14 protein-coding genes and 1 tRNA gene are annotated in these 22,698 nt (G+C 67.9%); 5 read left to right on the top strand and 10 right to left on the bottom strand.

The genetic code is table 11. From position 1 onward, the window contains the following. Positions 1–56 precede the first annotated feature (56 nt). Positions 57–482: a hypothetical protein gene (locus tag ACWF99_RS14620; protein WP_452536236.1), complete on the bottom strand. Its 426-nt coding sequence runs from the start codon at positions 480–482 to the stop codon at positions 57–59. 38 nt (positions 483–520) lie between these two features. Next, positions 521–988 (bottom strand): DUF4232 domain-containing protein, encoded by a 468-nt coding sequence (locus ACWF99_RS14615; protein ID WP_378632098.1) that lies wholly within the window; start codon positions 986–988, stop codon positions 521–523. Between the two features lie 374 nt (positions 989–1,362). On the opposite strand from ACWF99_RS14615, the gene ACWF99_RS14610 reads away from it, so the two are divergent. Beyond that, on the top strand, positions 1,363–2,505 hold the full coding sequence (locus ACWF99_RS14610) for a serine hydrolase domain-containing protein (protein WP_452536234.1): 1,143 nt from the start codon (positions 1,363–1,365) through the stop codon (positions 2,503–2,505). A 20-nt stretch (positions 2,506–2,525) separates the two neighbouring features. Here the strand turns inward: ACWF99_RS14610 and ACWF99_RS14605 are convergent, their stop codons facing one another. From ACWF99_RS14605 to ACWF99_RS14580, 6 genes are all read right to left on the bottom strand, one after another. Continuing rightward, positions 2,526–2,810: a hypothetical protein gene (locus ACWF99_RS14605; protein WP_452536232.1), complete on the bottom strand. Its 285-nt coding sequence runs from the start codon at positions 2,808–2,810 to the stop codon at positions 2,526–2,528. Further along, on the bottom strand, positions 2,807–6,433 hold the full coding sequence (locus tag ACWF99_RS14600) for an nSTAND1 domain-containing NTPase (protein WP_452536230.1): 3,627 nt from the start codon (positions 6,431–6,433) through the stop codon (positions 2,807–2,809). The genes ACWF99_RS14605 and ACWF99_RS14600 overlap by 4 nt, the downstream gene beginning before the upstream one ends. Continuing rightward, positions 6,430–7,800, bottom strand: a complete 1,371-nt coding sequence (locus tag ACWF99_RS14595) for a toll/interleukin-1 receptor domain-containing protein (RefSeq protein WP_378632110.1) — start codon at positions 7,798–7,800, stop codon at positions 6,430–6,432. The genes ACWF99_RS14600 and ACWF99_RS14595 overlap by 4 nt, the downstream gene beginning before the upstream one ends. 258 nt (positions 7,801–8,058) lie before the next feature. Next, a tRNA-Arg gene (locus ACWF99_RS14590) sits at positions 8,059–8,134 on the bottom strand. Between the two features lie 73 nt (positions 8,135–8,207). Beyond that, complete coding sequence (locus ACWF99_RS14585; protein ID WP_378632113.1) at positions 8,208–8,984, bottom strand: DUF1542 domain-containing protein; 777 nt, start codon at positions 8,982–8,984, stop codon at positions 8,208–8,210. Positions 8,985–9,078: 94 nt separating this feature from the next. Beyond that, positions 9,079–10,221 (bottom strand): acyl-CoA dehydrogenase family protein, encoded by a 1,143-nt coding sequence (locus tag ACWF99_RS14580; RefSeq protein WP_452536227.1) that lies wholly within the window; start codon positions 10,219–10,221, stop codon positions 9,079–9,081. Positions 10,222–10,293: 72 nt separating this feature from the next. Between ACWF99_RS14580 and ACWF99_RS14575 the strand changes: the two genes are divergently transcribed. Together ACWF99_RS14575 and ACWF99_RS14570 are read left to right on the top strand one after the other, a co-directional pair. Continuing rightward, positions 10,294–10,671 carry an ArsR/SmtB family transcription factor gene (locus ACWF99_RS14575; protein ID WP_378632118.1) on the top strand — a complete coding sequence of 126 codons (378 nt, stop codon included), beginning with the start codon at positions 10,294–10,296 and terminating at the stop codon, positions 10,669–10,671. A gap of 114 nt (positions 10,672–10,785) precedes the next feature. Next, a complete protein-coding gene (locus ACWF99_RS14570; RefSeq protein ID WP_378632120.1) occupies positions 10,786–12,420 on the top strand; it encodes a long-chain fatty acid--CoA ligase in 1,635 nt (544 codons plus the stop codon). Positions 12,421–12,472: 52 nt separating this feature from the next. On the opposite strand, the gene ACWF99_RS14565 is transcribed toward ACWF99_RS14570, so the two are convergent. Then, the gene (locus ACWF99_RS14565; RefSeq protein ID WP_378632123.1) at positions 12,473–12,865 is read right to left on the bottom strand and encodes an SCO5389 family protein; all 393 of its coding nucleotides are present in this window, start codon (positions 12,863–12,865) and stop codon (positions 12,473–12,475) included. Positions 12,866–12,934: 69 nt separating this feature from the next. Further along, positions 12,935–13,981: an NAD(P)H-dependent flavin oxidoreductase gene (locus tag ACWF99_RS14560; RefSeq protein ID WP_379316103.1), complete on the bottom strand. Its 1,047-nt coding sequence runs from the start codon at positions 13,979–13,981 to the stop codon at positions 12,935–12,937. A 266-nt stretch (positions 13,982–14,247) separates the two neighbouring features. Here ACWF99_RS14560 and ACWF99_RS14555 point away from each other — a divergent pair, with 266 nt between their 5' ends. Then, positions 14,248–15,114: a M23 family metallopeptidase gene (locus ACWF99_RS14555; protein WP_378632128.1), complete on the top strand. Its 867-nt coding sequence runs from the start codon at positions 14,248–14,250 to the stop codon at positions 15,112–15,114. A 269-nt stretch (positions 15,115–15,383) separates the two neighbouring features. Further along, positions 15,384–22,676, top strand: coding sequence for an amino acid adenylation domain-containing protein (locus ACWF99_RS14550; RefSeq protein ID WP_452536224.1), 7,293 nt, complete (start codon positions 15,384–15,386; stop codon positions 22,674–22,676). The last annotated feature ends 22 nt before the right edge of the window (positions 22,677–22,698 follow it).

Genomic DNA, 22,698 nt, shown 5'->3' with positions numbered 1-22,698 from the left:
AGCGATCCTAATCGCGCGGGTTGCCGGATTCGGGGGAGTCGGCCCGGCCTGTGGTTCTACCGGAGCGGCAGGCAGGAGCTCCCGGTGTTCAGACCGCGGCCTACGACCTCGACCGTGATGTAGTCCGTAGAGGTGTATTGCCCCGGCTTGAACTGCTGGGCGACAAGATTTTGACGACCGGTGTACTCGGGTGTCCAGTCGAAGGTCGCGGTGCCGTTCTCCGGATGGTAGACGGCGACCCCGAGCTGCTTGCCGTTCCCGGGCACCGAACCACCGCTGATGCCGATGGTCACCTCCCCGGCCTCGGAAACCGGTGCGTCGACACCGACTGTGACCGTGTAAGCGCAGCCGGTGCGCAGGCCCTCGGCAGGCTGCTCCACACTCACTCCGGTCACGGCCGCGGTCGCATTCGGTGCGGTGAGCACGGCGGGCACGGCGCCGAGCATCACAGCGAAGCCGAATCGGCGAATTGGAAGATTCATCGGATTTCCCTTCTGCGCGTGGTTCAACATTCGCATGATCAGGCCGGCCGCAGTGGGCCGATGAAGGTACCCGCGTGGGTGGCGGCGTCTTGACGGGCGACGCTGCCGACCTGAGGCCACGGCACCTGCAACTGGGTGGTGGTGTCGGGTGGGGTCAGGACGATCGTGGTGGGTGTCCAGCCTTCGGGTCCGTCCGAGAGATAAGTGAGTTCGCTGCTCACGGCCGCGCCGGGGGCGACTGTCACGGGGGCGAAACCGGTTTCCTGGCGTGGCAGCGAGTAGTTCGGCCCGTAGGTCGGATGGTGGGGCCCGGCCAGGTCGACGCCCGGGTAGCCCTGGACCAGGCAGCTCTGCTGGGACGTGTTGGTGAGCACGATCCGCAGGGTGTTCTGCTGGGTCGAGGGCGCCGAGTCGTGCTGGGTGGTCGCGGTCAACATCTCGGCCGAACAGATCGGCAGCTGTGCGGAACTGACGGCCGGGACCATGAACATCGCCGGAACTGCCACTGCCACAACCGCTATCGCTCGCTTCGTTCTCACCGTGAAGTTTCCTTTCGTGCAGATTTCGATTCGGGACGTGGGTAGATCGAGACGTCGAGCTTGTCCGTTAACCTCGCTAACGATGTTCCCTGTACGCGGTGTGGACAACCCGGAGTGTGACTCGGTCATACACCGAATCCGCCGTCACTCAGGTGTGTCAGCGATGTGCGGATAGCGACGATGCGGACCGGACGTCGCCAATCTCGCCGACGCGCGCGCCGTGACTCGACCGGCGCGCGAATGCCGAGTCGATACCGCGGGGTGAGTGCGTTGCCGTACCGCAGTGGGATGTCGAGGGGTGTTCGGCATCGATAGGTTCCCGGTGATGCGAAAGGGGAACGATGCGATACACGATCCTGGCCGCGGTGCTCGCGCTGGCCTCGACGGTCTGCGGGTGCGACGCCGAACCCCGCGCGGACACTCTGCGACGGGACGTCGACGTGATCGCGGCACTGGGAACCACGGGAGTACAGGCCAGGGTCGTGGGCGTCGGGACCGATCGGACAGCGGTAGCGGGTCACTCGGATGCTGTTGCTCTGAATGAGGTTTCGCCCGATGGGTATTTCCGGATCGGGAGCTTGACCAAGACGATGGTCGCCACGGTGGTCCTCATGCTGGTCGGCGAAGGTCGGCTCTCGTTGGAGGACACCGTTCAGCGCCGGCTGCCGGATATGGTGCGCGGTAACGGAAATGACGGGGCGGGAATCACCGTCCGGCAACTACTTCAGCACACCAGCGGTATTCACGAAAATCCGCCCGAAATGGCCACTGCCGAGGACTACTACCGGCTCCGCTATGAAGTGCGCGATCCGCGCGAAACAGTGGCGACCGCCATGCGGCATGCACCAGATTTCGCGCCGGGCGCGGGGTGGTCGTACTCCAATGTCGGCTATGTCCTGCTCGGCCTGATCATCGAGCAGGTGGCAAACCGGCCCTGGTACGACGAGATCTCCGCACGGATCCTCGAACCACTCGGACTGCGTGACACTCGCTGGCCCGGCGACGCGCCGACGCTGCCCGACCCGCACGCGAACGGGTATCAGCAATTCGAGGCCGACGGTCCGCTGATCGACGTCACCGAACTGGTGGACGCCGACGCCTCCGCCGGCTACCTCTCCACCACCGCCGATATCGGCATCTTCTACCGAAGCCTGCTCGGCGGACAACTGTTGCGACCCGAAGAGCTGGCCCAGATGCGTACCACGGTGCCGGTCGACGGCGTCACCGGACTGGTCTGGCCCGGCGCGAGCTACGGCCTCGGCCTGTTCGCGGTGCCGCTGTCCTGCGGCGGCACCTATTGGATGCACAACGGCGGTCAGACGGGATTCCTCACCAACGCCGGAGTGACCGATGACGGCGGCCGAAGCGCCGTCGTCTCACTGTCGGCCGCTCTCGCTGTCGGTGAGGATGTCACGCAGAGCAAAGGATTCGCGCAACTGCGGACGGTCGGCGAGCTGGTGGACCACGCGCTCTGCGAGAAATAGACCGGCCGCCTTCTGGCCGATTATCCGGCCGTGCAGGGCACCGGGCGAGAGTGTTGCGGATCGAGGGCGTCGAGCACGTAGGCTGCGCGGGGATCGGCGACGATGCCGAGGTGATCGGCGATGGCTTGCGAACAGCCTTCTTGCAGAACGATATTCGTCACCCCGGTCATCCCGCCGAGCGCCGAAACCTGCCATGGCAGGTCCAGCGCGCCGTAGGTCGGCGCGGAGACGCAGTAGCCTTCGTTCACCAGCAGCGGAACGAGGGTGCCCCCATTGGTTTGGGCGCAGCGTGGAATCAGGATCATGCCTGGGGTTTGCCCCAGCACAGCTCGGCGGTCGGTAGGTCGTCCGAAACCCAGTTCTTCCATTGCTCGTCGCTGGGATTCGAGGTGAGTTTGTCGCAGAGCGCGTCTCGCCACGCGGCGGGCGCCGGAAGCTGCCAGATCCCGCCGCCCACGAACGGAGGCTTGCCGTCCAAGGAGACCCCCTGGGCAACAATGAAAACGCGACGACCGTCCTTGCTGAATTCAAGAAGCGGGGTTTGGCCGACCGGGGCGGTGACGATCGGTTGTCCGATCTGACCTCCGGTGTAGGCGTCCCAGAACCGCAGCGTGTGGTCTGTCGAGGCGGAGACGAGATACTTGCCGTCGGGGCTGTAACCGACGGAATCGATGGGATCGTCGTGGCCTTTGAACGGCTCGCCGACGGCGTCACCGCTTTCGGCGTTCCATTGGCGGATCGTCTCGTCGTCTGCGACCGCGATGCGCCGGCCGTCATGACTGAGCGTCATGCCCGTGAAGAAGTCGCTCTCCATTGCTTTACCGACCGGTTGCCTTGTGGCGGTATCCCAGATACGGACGGAATCGCTGCTGAGGGAATACAGGCGACGGCCGTCCTGGCTGAATGCGATTTTGTGGACGAAGTTTTTGTGACCTGTCAATGGTTCGCCGATCTGCCGCCCCTCGGCCCAGTCCCAGAGTCGAACCGTATTGTCACTGCTTCCAGTTGCGAGTGTCTTCCCGTCCGGGCTGAACTCCACTGTGTTCAACGTGTCGTTGTGCCCTTTCATCGGCGCGCCACGCTGCCGCCCATTCGCTACGTCCAGGACTCGGATATCGTTGTCCCGGCCTACAACCGCGAGCCAGCGTTCATCCGGGCTGAACGAGATCTGGGTTCCTCCTCGGAGTGCCTCGGAATCGATCACGTTCCCGATCTGTTCACCGGTGTCGACGTCCAGCCGTCGCAGTACATCATCACGAAGGACGAGAATTCGCGGACGATCCGTGCGGCTGTCCACGCCGTGCCTGGTATCCACCGACACCGGCCCGATCGCCGTGCTACCGCCTACCTTGGTGGTCAACGCCGCAGCGGGATCGGCGTGAAATACTTGGCCGGTATCGTCGGCCACCGCGACGATCCGGTCGCCGTCACGGGTGAAGGCGACGTGCCGGACGGCCGCATTGAGTCCGAGCGGATTGCCCACCGGCTGACCGGTTTTCGAGTCCCACAGTCGTACGGCCTTGTCGCTGCCGCCTGTGACGATCCGGCCGCCGTCCGGACTGAATGCCACCGATTGGACGTTGCCGAAATTGCCCGTGACCGGGTTCCCGACTGCGGCGCCGGTATCGGCGTTCCAGATCCGCAACGGTGTGCCCGCGCCCAGCAATGTACCGAGGCCGATGGTGTTACCGCCGGCGGCGATGAAGTGTCCATCGGGACTGAAGCTCAGACTCCGTATCGCTTCGCTGCGGCTGATGCGCGGGTCGCCGGCAGCTACCGTTTCGCCGAGTGCCGAACCGCTGCGCGCATCCCAGAGCTTTACCGTCTTCTCGGTACCTGCTGAAGCCAGGCGATTCCCATCGGGGCTGAACGCCAGCGCCAGCACCTGTGTGGCGCGCCCACCCAGCGATGGTCCTATCCTGCGCCCGGTCCGGGCGTCCCACAGACCTGTGTGATCGCCGTAGCTCGCGGCGACCCGGTTACCGTCAGGGCTGACGGCAGCGGCTCGCAGTGAGTTCTTGCCGCCCGTCACCGGCGGCCCGATCGGCTCGCCCGTGGCCGAGTCCCATACTCGAATGATGTCGTCCCCGTGACTCAGCGCGAGATACCGCCCGTCCGGGCTTGTCGCCACGAGCGTGCCGTCGATATCGAGCGGCTCACCGAGCGGCTTCGCCGTCTCCGTGTCCACCAGCTTGATTCCGGACGGTGTGCGCGTGGCAATCCGCCGGCCGTCGGCACTGAGCACACCACCTTGCGCGGCCAGGTCGATGACCTTGTGCAAGCGCGCCTCGTTCCGCAACGTCGTCCCCAGCGCGCCGAGGTCCGGGTTCGTCGAGATATCTTGCGCTGCAAGCAATTTATCGAGTGCCTCCAATTTGCCACCGGGCCGGTCGCCGGCCAGCATCGCCTGCGCCTGCGAGGTCAGGCGCCCGGCGAAAACCTCTCTGCTTCGGGCCGCGGCATCCTCGCGGGCGACGTCGGCCGATCGCCAATTGATCGCGGCCAAGACCGCGAGCACGACCGATACGACGCACACCATTGCCAGGACAGTCGACAGCCGCCTGAGTCGCCGTCCCGCCCGCCGCTCATCGTCGAGTTCGGCCTCACGCCGGGCGGCAGCGTCGAGCAGGGCTTGCTTCTCCTTTTCCGCATGGGCCGCCTGCGCCGCGCGCACTTCCTCCGCGCGTCGCCGGTCGCGGTGGTCGCGTACGACGCCCGTGAGCACATCGTGGGTCAGTTCGATCCGTTGCGCCCCGTGGTATTCCTCGAGCCGCACCAGGCGCGAGCCGATCAGCCGGGCGAGTTCGTCGTCGGTCAGCCGTGACGGCACCGCGTCCTCACGGGCGTAGCTGTCGCGAAAACCCTTCTCGGTGATCAGTTCCGACTCGATGAACGCCGCGACTCGCGGGGACAGATCACGCACGCACGACGCGTAGTAGTTCGACAGGATGTCGCGCTTGGCATCCTCGACCAGCTGCTCGTCGAAGCGCGCCCGCCCACGCCGTTTCCGCTCTTCGTTGAGCTCGCGGCAGAACAGGCTCAGCAGCGCGGGCTCCACGTCCGAGGCCGTCAGATTGTCATCGACGTCGACCCATGAGGCATCCCGGCCGAGGTGGAGGTCTTCGCCGGCGATGATGCTCACCACCCGGTGCGCGAGCGCATCGTCGATCAGGTGCCCGGCCGGCTTGTAGACCGCGTCGAACGCCGCGTCGGCACGAAAGGGAAGCAGCCGCATCCGTGAGCGTCCCAGTGCGGGAATGAGCGGGCACCATTCCTCGAGGTTGGGCAGAAAGTCCTCCCGCAACGTGATCAGCAACTTGAAATTCTGCGACCGGAGCCGGAACCGGCCTGCCTCGGCCTCGTCGCTGTCGATCCGCGCGGCCACCTCGTCGGAGATCCGGTTCTCGGCAAGGTCGCCGAGGTCGTGCATGAATTCCCGGACGAGATCTGGAACGCGCTCACCGAGGGTGAACAGTTCCTCGAACTGGTCGAGAACGATCACCGGTGTGAGCGGGTAGTTCTGTGCGCTCCAGAGTTCGAAGTCCTTGCGATGCAGGTACTCCCACAGCGATTCGTCGTCGGCGGGCAACATTGCGTCGGGCGCCTCGGTCCGGATCGAGTCGCGCACCGATCGGTGTAGCTGGCGAGACAGTGCCGTCGCATTCTGCGTGAGATCCAAGCGTATGTAGATCGGCAGGAAGTGTTCGTCGCGCAGTGCGGGAAAGAGGCCGGCTCGCAGCAGCGAGGTCTTCCCGAGGCCGGACCGCCCGTACAAGATCGTGACCGGAGCATCGCGTACGTGGTTCAGTAAGGACTCCGCTTCACGGTCGCGCCCGAAGAAGAACGCCTGCCCGTTCTCCTCGAAGGATTCCAGGCCCGGCCACGGGTTCTCGCTGTCGAGTTGCCCGGCTCGCGTGATGGTAGTCATGCCGCTGTCCGCCGCATCGCACGGATCTCGTCCTTCAGCATCGCGATGAGCCCCGGATCCGGCTCACCGCCGGGTGCCCTGCCGAAGTGCAAGCGCCCGAAGCTGTCCGGCATCTGCCGGTAACGGCTCGGGCTGCGATCGTCGTTGTCGTCGATAACCACGGGCACGATGAAACGGCGGCTCGGGATGGAACGTGCGCGATCTGCCGCCTCGTACCATTCTTTGAAAACGTAACCTTCCTCCGCGTGCTCGGTGTTCGCGGAGATGATCGGGACGAACAAACGGACGGTTCGGCGGATACTGCTCAGAATCTCGTGTTCCCACGCATCTCCCGGGCTGAGCCGCCGCTCGTCGAGCCACACGTCACCGCCGAGACTCGTGATGGCGTCGCAGACCCGCCTGGCCGCGTCGGCGTCCTCGCGCATGTAGCTGATGAAGATCGTCGGAGCGTCCGGCAGCGGACGAACGGCGCCGCCCACCGCGTCATGGCGCCTCGGAGCGGTCTGCTGCACCCAGCGCGCGCGTAATTCCGCGACAAAGGTCGCCGGGTCGATGTCGAGTTGCTGGACCAGCGTCTTGCGGCAGTACGTCGCGAAAAAGCTCGAGAGGGATGGTTCTCGTGACGTCGAGCAGCCTGCGATAAAAAATGGAATACGTTCCAGCGAAAGCCGGGTATTGCTGGACATCCGCAGGAGGAACCGTCCGAGCCAGTCGGGGATCTCGCAGCCGATGAAGAGCAGGGGATGTTCCTTCAGTTGATAACTGACCCAGTCGGGAAGGCTCGCCTTTTCGCTGAGTAATGCGTGCAGCCACTCCAGCCGGTCCTCCTCGTGGATCGCGTATTGAGGCGTGGAGGCTGCTTGACCGTACAAATTCAGAATGACGGTATCGGTGGCCGTGGCCGGTTGGGCATTTCGCGACTGTTCGCTGGTGGACTGATTGGGAGAGAACGAAATCTCTCGTGCCCCTTGCCTTCCCTGGAAACGGACGGCGTTCACCGCTTTCGCGAGCACTCGGTCGGGCGTCGTGCTCACGAACAAACGCAGGTCATCGATCGCGGCGAGGTCACGGAGTGCGTCACCGGGCTCTGGATCGACCTCCACGATGATGTCGTTGATGACGCGATACAACCGCTCTATCTCGTCTTGGCCGCGCTCGCGCACGAACGCCGCCACCGCCGCATCCATGGTGGTTTGTCCGGGCGGCACGGAGAGGTTCCAGCGTTCGGCCAGGCGTTGGCCGATGAGTGTGGTGAATGATTGATCGGCGTCGCCGATATCGACCCTGGTTACGTCGGGCCCCACAACCGGCACCAGAACCCGCTGCCGGATATGCGCGAGAAGATCGTCCCAGAAATCGTCGTTCATGCCCAAACACTCGATCCGGATTGCGCCACACAATGCTCGGCCACGCTGGGGTGGCGCAGCACCAGTGTGGAATGACCCGAGAAGGCGTCCAGTACCGAATCAACAATAGGGTCCGGCGTAGTCGCGGCGTAGAGTAGTCGACTACTCGAACTTCGCCGATCAGCTCGGCATATCGCGCAATCAGCCGGCTCGGAAGTAGGGGAATTGCGACAGCGCTCGCTCGAAGCGGGGGCAGCTGATTCCGGTACTCAGCCGCTGTGGTGCCCTCGGCAGGATTCGAACCTGCGACCTACCCTTTAGGAGAGGGTTGCTCTATCCCCTGAGCTACGAAGGCGTGGCCAGGCTGGGCTGGCCGAGCTGAGTATAGCGTGGGGTCGGGTTCGGTGGCAGAGGCCCGTTGGGCGGGGTCAGAAGGCGCCGAAATCGCCGCCGCCACCGCTGTCGAAACCTCCGCCGGTGTCATAACCCCCGCTGCCGCCGAAGTCGCCGCCGGTGTCGCCGGGGTCGAATCCGCCCTGGTCGTTGCCGGGATCGACGGCCGCTTCGCCGGTGCCGTCCTCGAAGGCTTGCGCGCCGTAGCCGACCCCGCCCATTCCGGCGAACATCGTCGTGAACAACAGCGCCGAGCCCGCGCCCCAGGCTCCGGCGATGAGCGCGGGCTTCCACCACGGCTCGGAATACCAACCGGCGGGGACGGGGCGACCTGCCACGCGGCCGCCGGGGAAGTAGTTCGGTGTGCCCGCGGAGGGGGCGGGGGAGGCGGTGATCGAGCGGCCGTTGTGGGCGATGGTGCGCTGCTCGTCGACCTGACCGGCGATGTCCTGGCCATCGATGGCCGGGATCGCAGGACCGGGGTCCATGTCCATCGCGGTGCGGGCGGCGCGAATGTAATAGAGGCCCTCCAGCGCGGACTGCTTGGCCAGCCGGGCCTGGGCGGGGGAGCCGGCGCGGTCGATCTGACCGCCTGCGGCGTTGTAGCGTTCGGACGCGTCGGCCAGGGCCTGTCGTGCGGCTTCGTTGCGCGGAGTCAGCTGGTAGACCTGTCCGCCGAGCCGCTCGATGGTCACTCGCGCGTCGGCCTGCGCCTCCTCGAGCTCGCGCGCGTTGCGCTTGTTCTGTTCGGCACGCAGGTACAGCAGAGCACCGACGCACACGATCACGATCACGATCAGCCACCACAGCATCGCGCGCCTCATTTCGTCGAGGTGTCGAGATGCCGTCCAGTTTACTGATCGGTTGCCCGAACGCGCTGACCGCTGTTGATCAGCGCGTTGCCTATTAGCTACCGGCGAGGTGGCGGGCGATGACCAGGCGCTGGATCTGGTTGGTTCCCTCGAAGATCTGCATGACCTTCGCTTCGCGCATGTAGCGCTCGACGGGGAAGTCCTGGGTGTAGCCGTAGCCACCGAAGACCTGGACCGCGTCGGTGGTCACCTTCATGGCCGCGTCGGTGGCGACCAGTTTGGCGACCGAAGCCTGGCGCGAATACGGCAGGCCCGCGTCGCGGCGGCGGGCGGCGTCGAGGTAGGTGGCGCGGGCGGTGTCGACGGCGGCGGCCATGTCGGCCAGGACGAACCCGAGGCCCTGGTGGTCGATGATCTTGCGGCCGAAGGCTTCTCGTTCCTTGGCGTAGGCGACGGCCTCGTCGAGCGCGCGCTGGGCGACGCCGGTGGCGACGGCGGCGATGCCGAGGCGGCCCGCGTCGAGCGCGCTGAACGCGATCGAAAGTCCTTGCCCCTCTTCGCCGATGCGGCGTTCGGCGGGCAGGAACGCGTCGTCGTAGGCGGCGGTGGTGGTGGGGATGCCGCGCAGGCCCATCTTCTCCTCGGGCTTGCCGAAGCTCAGGCCCTCGGTGCCCGCGGGGACGAGGAAGCAGGAGATGCCGCGCGAACCCTCGCCGGTGCGGGCGAACAGGGTGTAGAAGTCGGCGCGGCCGCCGTTGGTGATCCAGGCCTTGGTGCCGTTGAGGTTGTAGCCGCCGTCGACGGGGGTGGCCCGGCATCGCAGGGCGGCCGCGTCGGAACCGGCGTGCGCCTCGGAAAGGCTGTAGGCGCCGATGGTTTCGCCCGACAGCATGCCCTCGAGCCACTGCTGTTTCTGCTCGTCGGTGCCGTAGGTGAACAGCGGATGGCACGACAGGCCGTGCACGCTCACGGCGACGGCGACGGCGGCCCAGCGGCTCGCGATCTCCTCGAGGACCTGGAGATACACCTCGTAGGGCTGTGCGCCGCCGCCGAATTCCTCCGGGTACGGCAGGCTGAGCAACCCGGCCGCGCCGAGCGCGGGGAAGACGCCGTCGGGGAAGACCCCGGTCCTCTCGCTCTCGGCGACCCTCGGCTCCAGCACCTTGTCGGCGATATCGCGGGTCAGTTCGATCAGGTCGCGCGCCTCGTCGGTGGGCAGCATCCGGTCAACAGCCATGCTCGTCACAGTATCCGCCGTTCACTTCGTCGACCCTGGCGAGGCGAGCCCGCGTGGCTCTATTATCTGCGCATGAATGCAGATGCTCGTTCACCCCTGGCCGAGGATCAGGTGGGGTTGGTGGTCGAGGTGTTCCGAATGCTGGCCGACCCGACGAGGGTTCAGGTCCTCTGGGCGCTGGCCGATCAAGAACTCTCGGTGAACGAATTGGCGAGCCGGGTCGGCAAGCCGGGGCCCTCGGTGTCCCAGCATCTGGCGAAACTGCGGATGGCCAGGCTCGTGCGCACCCGTCGCGAGGGGACCACCATCTACTACAGCCTCGACAACGACCACGTCCGCAGCCTGGTCGTCGACGCGGTACACAACGCCGAACATGCCGGCCCTGGAGTGCCGTCGCACCATAGGGGTCCCGATGGTCAGCCGCCGCACGCGCGGCCGCCCGGTGTGTGACGACGAGCCGACCTGCAGGAATGTTGTCGGAGGAAACGATTGCGAGCCCCAAACCTTTCGGTAGCATCCGTTGTGACGTGGCTCATGCCACGGCAGGGACTTGAAGGAGCACCGATGCTGAGCACCATGCAGGACGACCAGCTCTCGCTGGCCAAACTGCTCAACTATGCCGCAACTTTCCAGGGCGATTCGACTGTGTCCACATGGACCGGTGACGGTGTTCGCACCATGACCTACCGTGAGCTCGGCGCCGATTCGGCCCGGCTGGCCAACGCGCTGCGGGGTCTCGGCATCGAAGAGGGTGACCGCGTCGGCACCTTCATGTGGAACAACAACGAGCACATGGTCGCTTACATCGCGGTGCCCGCGATGGGCTCGGTGCTGCACGCGCTCAACATCCGGCTGTTCCCCGAGCAGTTGGTCTTCGTCGCCAACCACGCCGAGGACAAGGTCGTGCTCGTCGACGGCACGCTGGTGCCGCTGTTCGCGCAGTACCTACCGAACCTGAAGACCGTGCAGCACGTGATCGTCGTCAACGGCGATCCGGCCGCGCTCACCGCGCCCGAGGGTGTCACCGTGCACTCCTACCGCGAGCTGCTCGATGCCCAGTCCGCCGACTTCGACTTCCCGGTCGTCGACGAACGGTCCGCCGCGGCGATGTGTTACACCTCCGGCACCACCGGCGACCCGAAGGGCGTCGTCTACTCGCACCGCTCCAACTGGCTGCACGCGATGCAGGTGAACTCGCCCAACGGCATGGGTTTCCAGGGCTCGGACTACGTGCTGGCGATCGTGCCGCTGTTCCACGCCAACGCCTGGGGCCTGCCGTACGCGGCACTGATGTCGGGCGCCAACGTCCTGATGCCGGACCGCTTCCTGCAGCCCGGCCCGCTGCTGGAGATGATGGCGGCCGAGAAGCCGACCTTCGCCGCCGCGGTGCCCACCATCTGGGGCGGCGTGCTGGCCGCGCTGGCCGCCGCGCCGCAGGACATCTCGCACCTGCGTACCGCGGTCGTCGGTGGCTCCGCGGTACCGCCCGCGATGATGCGCGCGTTCGAGGAGAAGCACGGCGTGCGCATCCTGCACGCGTGGGGCATGACCGAGACCTCCCCGCTGGGCAGCGTCGCGCACGCGCCCGCGGGCGTCAGCGATGACGATGCCTGGGAGTACCGCTACACGCAGGGTCGCTTCCCGGCCAACGTCGAGGCCCGGCTGGTCGGCGACGACGGCAAGGTCGTCCCGAACGACGGTGAGTCGCTCGGCGAGCTCGAGGTCCGCGGCGCGTGGATCACCGGCTCCTACTACTCGCCCACCGGCGCGGAGATCGACCCGGACAAGTTCGACGACGGCTGGCTGCGTACCGGTGATGTCGGCAAGATCAGCGCCAACGGCTACCTCACCCTGGTGGACCGCTCCAAGGACGTCATCAAGTCCGGCGGTGAGTGGATCTCCTCGGTGGATCTGGAGAACGCGGTGATGGGCCACGCGGCCGTCGCCGAGGCCGCGGTCATCGGTGTGCCCGACGAGAAGTGGGACGAGCGCCCGCTGGTCGCCATCGTGCTGGCCGAGGGCGCTGCCGCCGAGGCGGGCGAGCTGCGCGACTACCTGGCCGACAAGTTCGCCAAGTGGCAGCTGCCCGAGCGCTGGACCTTCATCGCCGAGGTGCCGAAGACCAGCGTCGGCAAGTTCGACAAGAAGCGCCTGCGCGCCCAGTACGCCGAGGGCGAGCTGGACGTCGTCACGGTGTAGACGAACGACAAGGCGGGCGTGGAATTGCTTCCACGCCCGCCTTTTTCGTCGATCAGCAGTTGCGCAGCTCGGGGCTCTGGTTCAACAGCTGAGCACGCGGGCTGATGTAGGTGGTGTAGGTCTCCCCGCCGACGGCCGACAGCGGGAACGCCGCGACCCGATGGCAGTTCTGGAAGGCCAGCTTCACACCGAAATGCCGTTCCAGGCCGCCGCGGATGGCGTCGGAGGCCAGGGCGCGCAGCAGCTGCCCGCGCGCCACCTCGTCCGGCGGCGGGATCCGGTTGTCGGCGTATTCGTCGGTGCCGGTGCGCAGGTCTTCGGCCACCCGGCTCACCACCTCCCACGCGTAAGGCAGTGAGGTACGGACACATTCGACGAATTCGGCGTCGTCGATATTGCCTTGTTCTGCGCGTTCGAGTAATGCGGCGGGAACATCGAGGGACATGGCTCTCCTCCTGCTTGGGGGTGGTCGGCGGGACGCGATGCCAGGTCCGAGTCTAAACGAAATCCGTTGTCAATAACCCTGGATTCGTTCCGAAAGTGCTTTCCGGAGTGCGCTTTTCGCGTCGGCGGCGAGGTCGGTGACCAGTTCGCTTGCCGGTTGCCCGGTGCTCAGCGAGTGCGCTTGCCCCGCCCACAGATTCACTTCGTCGGTGTTGCCGCCCGCCCGCGCGGCGGCCCGCAAGGGGGCGGTGGCGTAATGGATTTCGGGGTAGGCGGCGGGCGCGTCGGCGGTGTGGTCGACGAGGAAACGGTTGCGGATCCCGCGAGCGCGACGTCCGGTGAACGCGCGCGTGAGCATCGTCGGTTCCGGCGTCCCGATCGCACCCCGATGCACGGCGTTGGTGCCGGCTTCCGGGCAGCGCAGCAGCGCGGTGCCGATCTGCGCCGCCGACGCACCGGCCGCCAGCACCCCGGCCACGCCGGCGCCGGTGGCGATCCCGCCCGCCGCGACGAGCGGACGGGAGGTGACGGCGGTGAGCAGCTGGATCAGGGTCAGCAGGCCGGGTGGGTCGATCGGGTCGTCGGCGGGATCGTCGAGGAAGCTCGCGCGGTGCCCACCGGCCTCGGCGCCCTGGGCGATCAATACGTCGGCCCCCGCTTCGACGGCGATCAGTGCCTCGGCGGGGGAGGTGACCGTGACCCACACCTCCGAGCCGACCGCGTGCAGCCGGTCCACCTCCACCGCGCTGGGGCAGCCGAAGGTCGTCGAGACCACGGCGACCGGATCGGCCACCAGCAGATCGAGCTTGTCGTCCCATCCGTCGGTGTCGTGCTCAGGGGTGCCGATCGGGAATTCGGCGCCGAGTTCGGCGAGGTAGGTGGCGTAGCCGGCCGGATCGGCCACCACGCCGGGCGCGAACAGGTTCACCCCGAACGGCGCCGTGGTGGCGGCTCTCGTCGCCTCGATCTGCGCTGCCACCGCCTCGGTGCCGAGGTATCCGGCGGCGAGCTGGCCGAAACCGCCCGCGGCCGCGACGGCGACCACCAACTCGGGTGTGGACGGGCCGCCCGCCATGGGCGCGGCGACGATGGGGACGGTCAAGGTCTCGATCACCATGGGTCGAGTCTGGTCGGTCGGGACCGTGTTCAGGCCCGGTGACAGCGCGTGTGGTGGATCGGACACTGTGATCGTTACTGTGCGGCACGTCATTTACCTGCGATTTCGTGACAGAAGGTTGCGGAATGGTCACGGCCGAGTAGAGTTCGCGTCACAACGTATGCCGAACCGTTACACATAGTTCGGCATCGGAGAACACCCAGGTGGTCTCCGGGCCGGTCGCAGACCGGTTTCGTTTCCTTGTTGTCGGACGCTAGGACGAGATCTTGTCGCAGCACCGTGTGGGTCCCGAATCCATCTCCGTGCAGGCCCTGCTTGCGCACGCGGATGGCCGGAGCCCGAGCAGGAGCAGGCACCGCGCCGAGGCGTCGCGTTCCGATCGAGTCCGGGTCGCCGCCAGTGCCGCGGTCGCCGCGGGCGCGTTGGTCGGCGTCACCGCTCAGATCGCCCCGGCCCTGGCCTTCGCCGCGCCGCTGCTGCCGACCCACGACGACAGCGTCGAGGAATCGGTCGTTCCCGAGTCGGCCCGCCAGGATGTCGACCTCGTCGCCGCGCAGGAAGTCGCCGCGCACGTCGAGACCCCCGCGCCGGTGACCGCGGTCGCCGCGCCGATCGCCGCCCCCGTGGCCGCGCCCTTCGGAATCGGCAACCTGCCCCCCGAGATCTCCGGCCCGCTGTCGCAGGTCGAGGACATCCTTCAGGGCATCCAGCACCAGGTCGCGCCGCCGCAGGCCACCCGCCCGGTCGCGGGCCCGATCAGCTCCGGCTTCGGCTCGCGCTGGGGTGCCATGCACTACGGCCTCGACTTCGCCGACTCGATCGGCGCCCCGATCAAGTCCGTGTCCAACGGCACCGTCATCGAGGCGGGCCCGGCGTCGGGCTTCGGCCTGTGGGTGCGGGTGCTGCACGACGACGGCACGACCGGCGTCTACGGCCACGTCAACGAAATGCTGGTCAGCGAAGGCCAGCGGGTCAACGCGGGCCAGGTCATCGCGACCGTCGGCAACCGTGGCCAGTCCACCGGCCCGCACCTGCACCTCGAGATCTGGGATCAGGGCGGCGCCAAGATGGACCCGATTCCGTATCTCGCTTCCAAGGGCGTGCCGCTGGAATGGGGCCCTTCCGCGCACTGAGTTTCTGGAGCGCTGGCGCGCCCCTCCCTAAGGGGCGGTGTACGCGTTGTGCTTTGACAGCGTTAGCGAGTGACGGTGGTTCTTATGAGCCCCGTCACTTTGCCGTTCGTGGGGGCAACACGTTCCAGGGCCGGGCCGATAGTCCTCTGGGCCCCGAGCACCGGGGGCACGCTGACTCGGACATTGTGTGACCGGTCTATATGATGACTCGATCTGCACGGTGCGGGGCAGCCGCACGTGCAGACGCGATGAGAGGTGAATGAACTCGAATGGAAACTGCCCGTCGTTCTGCCCGCGGTAATCGCCGTCGCCGGTCGAGCAGTCCGACATTCGGGCAGTTGCTGACGGGAGCGGTCGAATCGGCCGCCGATCGGGTCGCGGTCCGGTTCAACCCGTCCGGTGACCCGGCCGACCAGCGTCAGCTCACCTACTCCGAGTTCGATCAGCGGTCCTCGCAGCTGGCTCGCACGCTCATCGCTCGTGGCATCGGCCCCGGCGACGTCGTCGCCATCGGCATCGCCCGGTCGATCGACTCCGTGCTCGCGGTGTGGGCGATCGCCAAGACCGGCGCCGCCTACGTCCCGGTGGACCCGAACTACCCGGCCGACCGAATCGCGCACATCGTGTCCGACTCCGGCGCGGTGCTCGGACTCACCACCGCCGCGCATCGCGACGTGCTCGGTACGGCGCTGACCTGGCTCGAGCTCGACGACGCCGAGACGGCCACCACGATCGCGGCCCAGCCCGCGCACCCGATCTCCTACACCGACCGGATCCGCACCCTCGACGAGCGGCACCCGGCCTACGTGATCTACACCTCGGGCTCCACCGGCAAGCCCAAGGGCGTCGTGGTGACCCACACCGGTCTGGCCGGTCTGGTCGCCGCCGAGCGCGCGCACTACCGCGTCGCCGCCGACTCGCGCGTGCTGCACGTGTGTTCGCCGAACTTCGACGTGTCGGTGCTCGAACTGCTGCTCACCTTCTCCGCGGGCGCCACCCTGGTGATCGCGCCGCCCGGTGTGTTCGGTGGTTTCGAGCTCGCGGAACTGCTGCGTCGCGAACAGGTTTCGCACATGCTCATCACCCCGGGCGCGCTGGAATCGGTGGATCCGGCGGACCTGGACGACCTGCGCGTAGTGGTCGTCGCCGGTGACAAGTTCGGTCCGGAACTGGTCGGTCGCTGGGCCGTGGGCGAGCGTGAGTTCTACAACGGCTACGGCCCCACCGAGGCCACCATCCTGGCCACCAGCACCGCGCCGATGGATCCGGCCGCGCCGGTGACGATCGGTGCCGCGATCGCCGGTGTCGGTGCGTTCGTGCTGGATTCGCGGCTGCGGCCGGTGCCCGCGGGTGTGATCGGCGAGCTGTATCTGTCGGGTCCCGCGCTGGCACAGGGTTACCTGAACCGCCCCGCGCTGACCGCTGAACGTTTCGTCGCCAGCCCGTTCGGCGCCGAATCCGGTGACGCGAACGCCCGCCTGTACCGCACCGGAGACCTGGTGCGGCGCAGCGAATCCGGTGACGGCGTCATCGAATACATGGGCCGCTCGGACTTCCAGGTGAAGATCCGCGGTTTCCGGATCGAGCTCGGTGAGATCGACAACGCGCTCACCGCGCACCCCGACATCGACTTCGCGGCCACGCTCGGCAAGACGCTGCCTTCCGGTGTGACAGCTTTGGTTTCGTACGTGATGCCCCGCTCCGGCGCCACGGTCGAGGTGACCGCGCTCGACGCGTTCCTCGCGGAATCGTTGCCCGGCTACATGATTCCGGCCGCGATCATGGTGCTGGACCGGATCCCGCTGACGCCGGTGGGCAAGCTGGACCGAAAGGCGTTGCCCGAGCCCGTTTTCGCGGTGCGTGAGTTCCGCGCGCCGGTGACTCCGGTGCAGCAGGTGGTGGCCGACATCTTCGCCGAACTGCTCACCGCCGGTGCGCCGGACGAGATCCGGGTCGGTGCCGACGACGACTTCTTCGAGCTCGGCGGCAACTCGCTGCTGGCCGCGCAGGCCGCCACGCGCATCGGCGCCGCGCTCGACACCAGGATTCCGGTGCAGGTGCTGTTCGAGGTCAGCACGGTCTCGGGGCTGGCCGAACGCGTCGAACGTCATATCGGCACCGGTTCCGGCCAGGAGCTGGTCGCGCAGCAGCGCCCCGACTCGATCCCGCTGTCGTTCGCCCAGCAGCGGATGTGGTTCCTCAACCAGTTCGATCCGGCCAGCGCTGTGAACAACATGCCGATCGCGGTGCGCCTGTCGGGCGCGCTCGATGTCGACGCGTTGCGTGTCGCGGTCACCGACCTGGTGGCCCGCCACGAGGTGCTGCGCACGATGTATCCGCCGGTCGACGGGGTCGGCACGCAGCTGGTGCTGCCGCTGTCGGACCCGCGCGCAGTGCCCGCTCTGGCGGCCGACGAGGCAGGCGAGGACGCGATCGCGGCCCTGGTCACCGAGACCGTCAGCGCGGGCTTCGATGTCACCGTGGCTCCGCCGCTGCGCCTGCGGCTGCTGCGACTGAGCGCGACCGAGCACGTACTGGTCTGCGTGATGCACCACATCGCCGGTGACGGTGTGTCGATGGGCCCGCTCACCCGCGACCTGATGACCGCCTACGTTCAGCGCAGCGCGGGTAACGCGCCGGGCTGGCCCGAATTGGCCGTCCAGTACGCCGATTTCACGCTCTGGCAGCGGGCCGTGCTCGGGACCGAGGACGACCCGGAGTCGATCCTGACCCAGCAGATCGACTTCTGGCGCACCCAGCTCGCCGGTGTGCCCGACCAGCTCGAATTGCCCACCGATCGGCCGCGGCCCGCCACCGCCTCCTACCGGGGTGCGAGCCTGGACTTCCGCATCCCGGCCGAGGTCCACGCCGGGCTGGATCAGATTGCGCGCGCACACAATTCGACGTTGTTCATGGTGGTGCACGCCGCGCTGTCGGCGCTGCTGGCCCGGCTGTCGGGCAGCAGCGACATCGCCATCGGCACCCCCGTCGCGGGTCGTGGCGACGCCGCCCTCGACGACCTGATCGGCATGTTCGTCAACACCCTGGTGCTGCGCACTGAGGTCGACCCGGCGGACAGCTTCGAAGAACTGCTCGCCTCGACCCGTGCGGTCGACGTCGCGGCCTTCGGTCACGCCGATGTGCCGTTCGAGCGATTGGTCGAGCTGCTCGACCCGGCCCGTTCGACCGCGCGGCACCCGCTGTTCCAGGTGATGCTCGCCTTCCAGAACATGGCGCGCACGGCACTGGAGCTGCCCGGTCTGACCGTCGCGGGCGTCGAGATGACCATTCCGTTCGCCAAGTTCGACCTGCAGTTCGAGATGGTGGAGGACACCGATCGCCACGGTGCGCCGCACGGCATCGCGGTCGGGCTCACCTACGCCACCGATCTGTTCGACGCCGAGACCGTCGCCGGGTTCGCCGATCGGTTCCAGCGATTGCTGGCCGCGATCGTCGCCGCGCCCGCCGGGCCGCTCGGTGCGATCGAGCTCTTGGAGCCCGCCGAGCTGGACCGGATCCTGGTGCAGTGGAACGACACTCGCCATGACCTCGCGCCGGAATTGTTGCTCGACGGCTATCGACGTGCGGTGGCCGCGCACCCCGATGCTGTCGCTGTCGTGTACGAGGGCGCCGAGCTGACCTATCGGGAGTTCGACGAGCGGGTCAACCGCCTCGCCCGGCTGCTGGTGACGCACGGTGTCGGTCCCGAATCCCTGGTCGGCCTCGCCGTTCGGCGCTCGCTCGATCTGGTGGTCGGGATGTACGCGATCGTGACCGCCGGCGGTGCGTATGTGCCGATCGACCCGGACCATCCGGCCGATCGCATCGCCCACATTCTCGACACCGCCGCGCCCGCCGCGGTGCTGAGCACCACCGCGGATGCGATCGAGGTGCCCGCGAATGTGCCGGTGATCCTGGTGGATTCCGTTGCGCTCGAGGAGTTCTCGGCTGCCCCTGTCGAGCTGGCTCGGCCGGTCCGGCCCGAGAACCCGGCCTATGTCATCTTCACCTCCGGTTCCACCGGGCGCCCCAAGGGTGTGGCGGTGTCGCACGCGGCGATCGTCAACCAGATGGTCTACATGGGCGCCGAGTACGGGATCGGCCCGTCGGATGTGTATCTGCAGAAGACGCCCGCCACGTTCGATGTGTCGCTGTGGGGCTACTTCCTGCCGCTGCGGACCGGCGCGAAGCTGGTCGTGTCGACCCACGACGGACATCGCGACCCGCTGTATCTCGCCGAAACGATCGCGGCACAGGGCGTGACGCTCACCGACTTCGTGCCGTCGATGCTGTCGGTCTTCGCCGCGCACACCACCGCCGGTGCGATTCCCAGTCTGCGTGCGGTGTTCGCCGCCGGTGAGGCGCTGCCCACCGAGACCGTGGCCGACGTGGCCCGCGTGTCCACGGCGGCGGTGCACAACCTGTACGGGCCCACCGAGGCTGCTGTCACCGTGACGCGATGGCCCGCGAGCGATTCCGACCGCGGTTCGGTGCCGATGGGCGTGCCGGAGTGGAACACCCGTGTCTACGTGCTGGATTCACGCCTGCGCGCGGTGCCTGCCGGAGTGGTCGGCGAGCTGTACCTCGCCGGCGACCAGCTCGCGCGCGGCTATGTCGCCCGTCCCGGTCTGACCGCGGATCGGTTCGTGGCCAACCCCTTCGAGCCCGGCGCGCGGATGTACCGCTCCGGCGACCTCGTCCGCTGGGGTGGATCCTCGGCCGAGCCCGCGCTGGAATACCTGGGCCGCACCGACTTCCAGGTGAAGTTCCGCGGTCAGCGCATCGAGCTCGGTGAGATCGAGACCGCCCTGCTCGCACAGGAGGCGATCAGCCAGGCCGTGGCCCTGGTACTCGACACCGCGTCCGGCCAGCACCTGGTGGCGTATGTGGTGGCGCGGCCCGGCGCGGAGCCCGACCCCGCGGCGCTGCGTACGGCCGTGGCGGACTCGCTGCCCACCTACATGGTTCCGACCGTCGTCACGGTGCTGGACGGCTTCCCGCTGAATCCGAGCGGCAAGCTCGACCGCAAGGCGCTGCCCGCCCCCGCGTTCACCGCCGGCGAATTCCGCGCTCCCACCAGTCCCGCCGAGGAGATCGTCGCCGGGGTCTTCGCGGAACTGCTCGGCATGGCCCGCGTCGGCGCCGACGACGACTACTTCGCGCTCGGCGGCAACTCGCTGCTCGCCACCCGGGCGATCGCCCGCATCAACGAGGCGCTCGACGCCCACCTGGCCATTCGCGACCTGTTCGAGACGCCCACCGTGTCGGCTCTGGCCGCGCGCGTCGGTGGTGCGAGCGGTGCCGCCGCCCGCCCGCCGCTGGTCGCCGCCGAACGGCCGCAGCGCATTCCGCTGTCGCTGGCTCAGCAGCGCATGTGGGTGGTCAACCAGGTCGACCCCGCCTCGGGCTCCTACAACATCCCCTTCGCGATCCGCCTCACCGGCGAGCTCGACATCGCCGCGCTCGGCGCCGCTGTCACCGACGTGCTCGGCAGACACGAATCGCTGCGCACCTTCTTCCCGGTGTCCGACGGCAGTCCCTTCCAGGAGATCCTCTCCGTGGCCGATGTGCTGCCCGAGGGGCTCCAGGTCGAGACGACCACCGATATCCTCACTCGTGCAGGCGAATTGGCCGGCGCCGGCTTCGATGTGACGCGGGAGGTTCCGCTGCGTGCGCGGTTGCTCACCGACGGGACTTCGGCCGAGTGGCTGCTTGTTGTCGTGGTGCACCATATTTCGGCCGACGGCGCGTCCTTGGCCCCGCTCGCTCGCGATCTGATGACCGCTTACGTGGCGCGTGCCGCGCACCAGAGCCCGGCGTGGACGCCGCTGGAAGTGCAGTACGCGGACTTCGCGCTGTGGCAGCGGGCGGTCGTCGGCGACGACGAGCAGCCGGAATCCCTGGCCGCCGCCCAGCTCGACTACTGGCGCACCCAGCTGGCCGACGTGCCACCGCTGCTGGAGCTGCCGCAGGACCGCCCGCGGCCGTCGGTACCGACTCTGCGCGGCGCCACGTCCGAGCTGCGGTTGCCGGCCGAGGTGCACGCCGCCCTCAATCACTTGGCGCGCGAGCACAAGTCGTCGCTGTTCATGGTCGTGCACGCGGCGCTGGCTGTGCTGCTCGGCCGCTTGTCGGGCACCTCCGACATAGCCATCGGCACCGCTGTCGCCGGGCGCGGTGAGCGAGCGCTCGACGAGCTGGTCGGCATGTTCGTCAACACCTTGACCCTGCGCACCGTTCTCGATCCGGCCGGTTCCTTCGACGAGGCCGTGGACGTGGCGCGGGAGACCGACCTCGGCGCGTTCGCCAATGCCGACCTGCCGTTCGAGCGGGTCGCCGAGGTCGTCGCACCGGGCCGGGGCAGTGCGCAGAGCCCGCTGTTCCAGGTGGCGCTCACCTTCAGCAACAACGAGGCGGCCGCGCTCGAACTGCCCGGCCTCACCGTGAACGCGCTGGACACCGCGATCGCCGCCAAGTTCGACCTGCAGGTGGACGTCGAACCGCGCTTCACCGCCGCCGGTGACCCCGACGAGCTGGTCACGCTGTTCAACTACGCCACCGACCTGTTCGACGAGGCCACCGTGCGCAGCATCGGCGCCCGCTTCGCCCGCATCCTGACCGCCGTCGCCGCCGACCCGCAGATCCGTATCGGCGACATCGACATCCTCGACGAGTCCGAACGCACCCGGCTGCTCGCCGGCGCGGCCAAGGCGCCCGCGCCGAGCACCCCGTCGGGCGGCACCACTCTGGCGCAGGCTTTCACCGCCGCCGCCGAGGACGACCCCGACGGCCCCGCGCTGGTCTGGGGCGACGACGCGCTGACCTTCGAGCAGCTCGACGCCCGCTCCGCCCGCCTGGCCCGCCTGCTGATCGGGCGCGGCTTCGGGCCAGGAGACGGTGTGGCCGTTGATCTTCCGCGTGGCGTCGACTGGGCCGTCGCGGTCTGGGCGATCCTCAAGGCAGGCGCGGCCGTGGTCCCGGTGACCGACACCGAGTCGCCCGCCGAACCCGCCGCGAAACTGAGTATCACCGTCGGCGAACCTCGCGGTGTCGACTGGATCTCGCTCGACGACCCGGCGATCAAGACCGAACTGTCCACTCAGTCGGCGCGTCCGGTCACCTATGCCGACCGGACCCGAGCCCTGCGCGGCGGTGACCCGGCCTTCGTCGGCGCCGACGGCACCCGCAGTTACGACGAACTCGCCACGGCGGGTGCGCAGGTACGCGCCGGCACCGACCTGACCTTCGAAGCCCGCACCTTCGGCTACGGCTCGGCCGACAGCTTCACTGCTCTGGTCGAGCCGGTGGCCGCGGGCGTTGCGGGCGCATCGATGGTGCTGGTGCCCGGCGTCGCGGACACCGGGGTAGCCAACGGATTGTCGGCGTCACTGGCCGAGGAGTGGGTGACCCACTTGTTCGGTGACCGGGTGGGGATCGAGGCGCTCGATACCGCCGAGCTCGGTGATCTGCGGGCGCTGATCGCCGACGATGCCGCACCCGGCAATCCGGGAGCGGCCGAGGCAGTGCTGGTACTCGGAGATCTGCGCGCCCCGGTGGCGTGAGCGGCGCTCGCGGCGCGGGGCT

It is taken from the genome of Nocardia sp. NPDC055002 (assembly GCF_053608825.1).
The sequence above is the reverse complement of the archived record's forward strand: the minus strand, read 5'-3'. Positions and strand labels throughout refer to the sequence as shown.

Excerpts from the sequence above, each read along its gene's own strand:
- ACWF99_RS14585 (WP_378632113.1), bottom strand. The coding sequence starts at position 8,984 with ATGCTGTGGTGGCTGATCGTGATCGTGATCGTGTGCGTCGGTGCTCTG.
- ACWF99_RS14620 (WP_452536236.1), bottom strand. The coding sequence starts at position 482 with ATGAATCTTCCAATTCGCCGATTCGGCTTCGCTGTGATGCTCGGCGCC.
- ACWF99_RS14550 (WP_452536224.1), top strand. The coding sequence starts at position 15,384 with ATGGAAACTGCCCGTCGTTCTGCCCGCGGTAATCGCCGTCGCCGGTCG.
- ACWF99_RS14580 (WP_452536227.1), bottom strand. The coding sequence starts at position 10,221 with ATGGCTGTTGACCGGATGCTGCCCACCGACGAGGCGCGCGACCTGATC.
- ACWF99_RS14610 (WP_452536234.1), top strand. The coding sequence starts at position 1,363 with ATGCGATACACGATCCTGGCCGCGGTGCTCGCGCTGGCCTCGACGGTC.
- ACWF99_RS14575 (WP_378632118.1), top strand. The coding sequence starts at position 10,294 with ATGAATGCAGATGCTCGTTCACCCCTGGCCGAGGATCAGGTGGGGTTG.
- ACWF99_RS14600 (WP_452536230.1), bottom strand. The coding sequence starts at position 6,433 with ATGACTACCATCACGCGAGCCGGGCAACTCGACAGCGAGAACCCGTGG.
- ACWF99_RS14570 (WP_378632120.1), top strand. The coding sequence starts at position 10,786 with ATGCTGAGCACCATGCAGGACGACCAGCTCTCGCTGGCCAAACTGCTC.
- ACWF99_RS14595 (WP_378632110.1), bottom strand. The coding sequence starts at position 7,800 with ATGAACGACGATTTCTGGGACGATCTTCTCGCGCATATCCGGCAGCGG.
- ACWF99_RS14565 (WP_378632123.1), bottom strand. The coding sequence starts at position 12,865 with ATGTCCCTCGATGTTCCCGCCGCATTACTCGAACGCGCAGAACAAGGC.
- ACWF99_RS14560 (WP_379316103.1), bottom strand. The coding sequence starts at position 13,981 with ATGGTGATCGAGACCTTGACCGTCCCCATCGTCGCCGCGCCCATGGCG.
- ACWF99_RS14605 (WP_452536232.1), bottom strand. The coding sequence starts at position 2,810 with ATGATCCTGATTCCACGCTGCGCCCAAACCAATGGGGGCACCCTCGTT.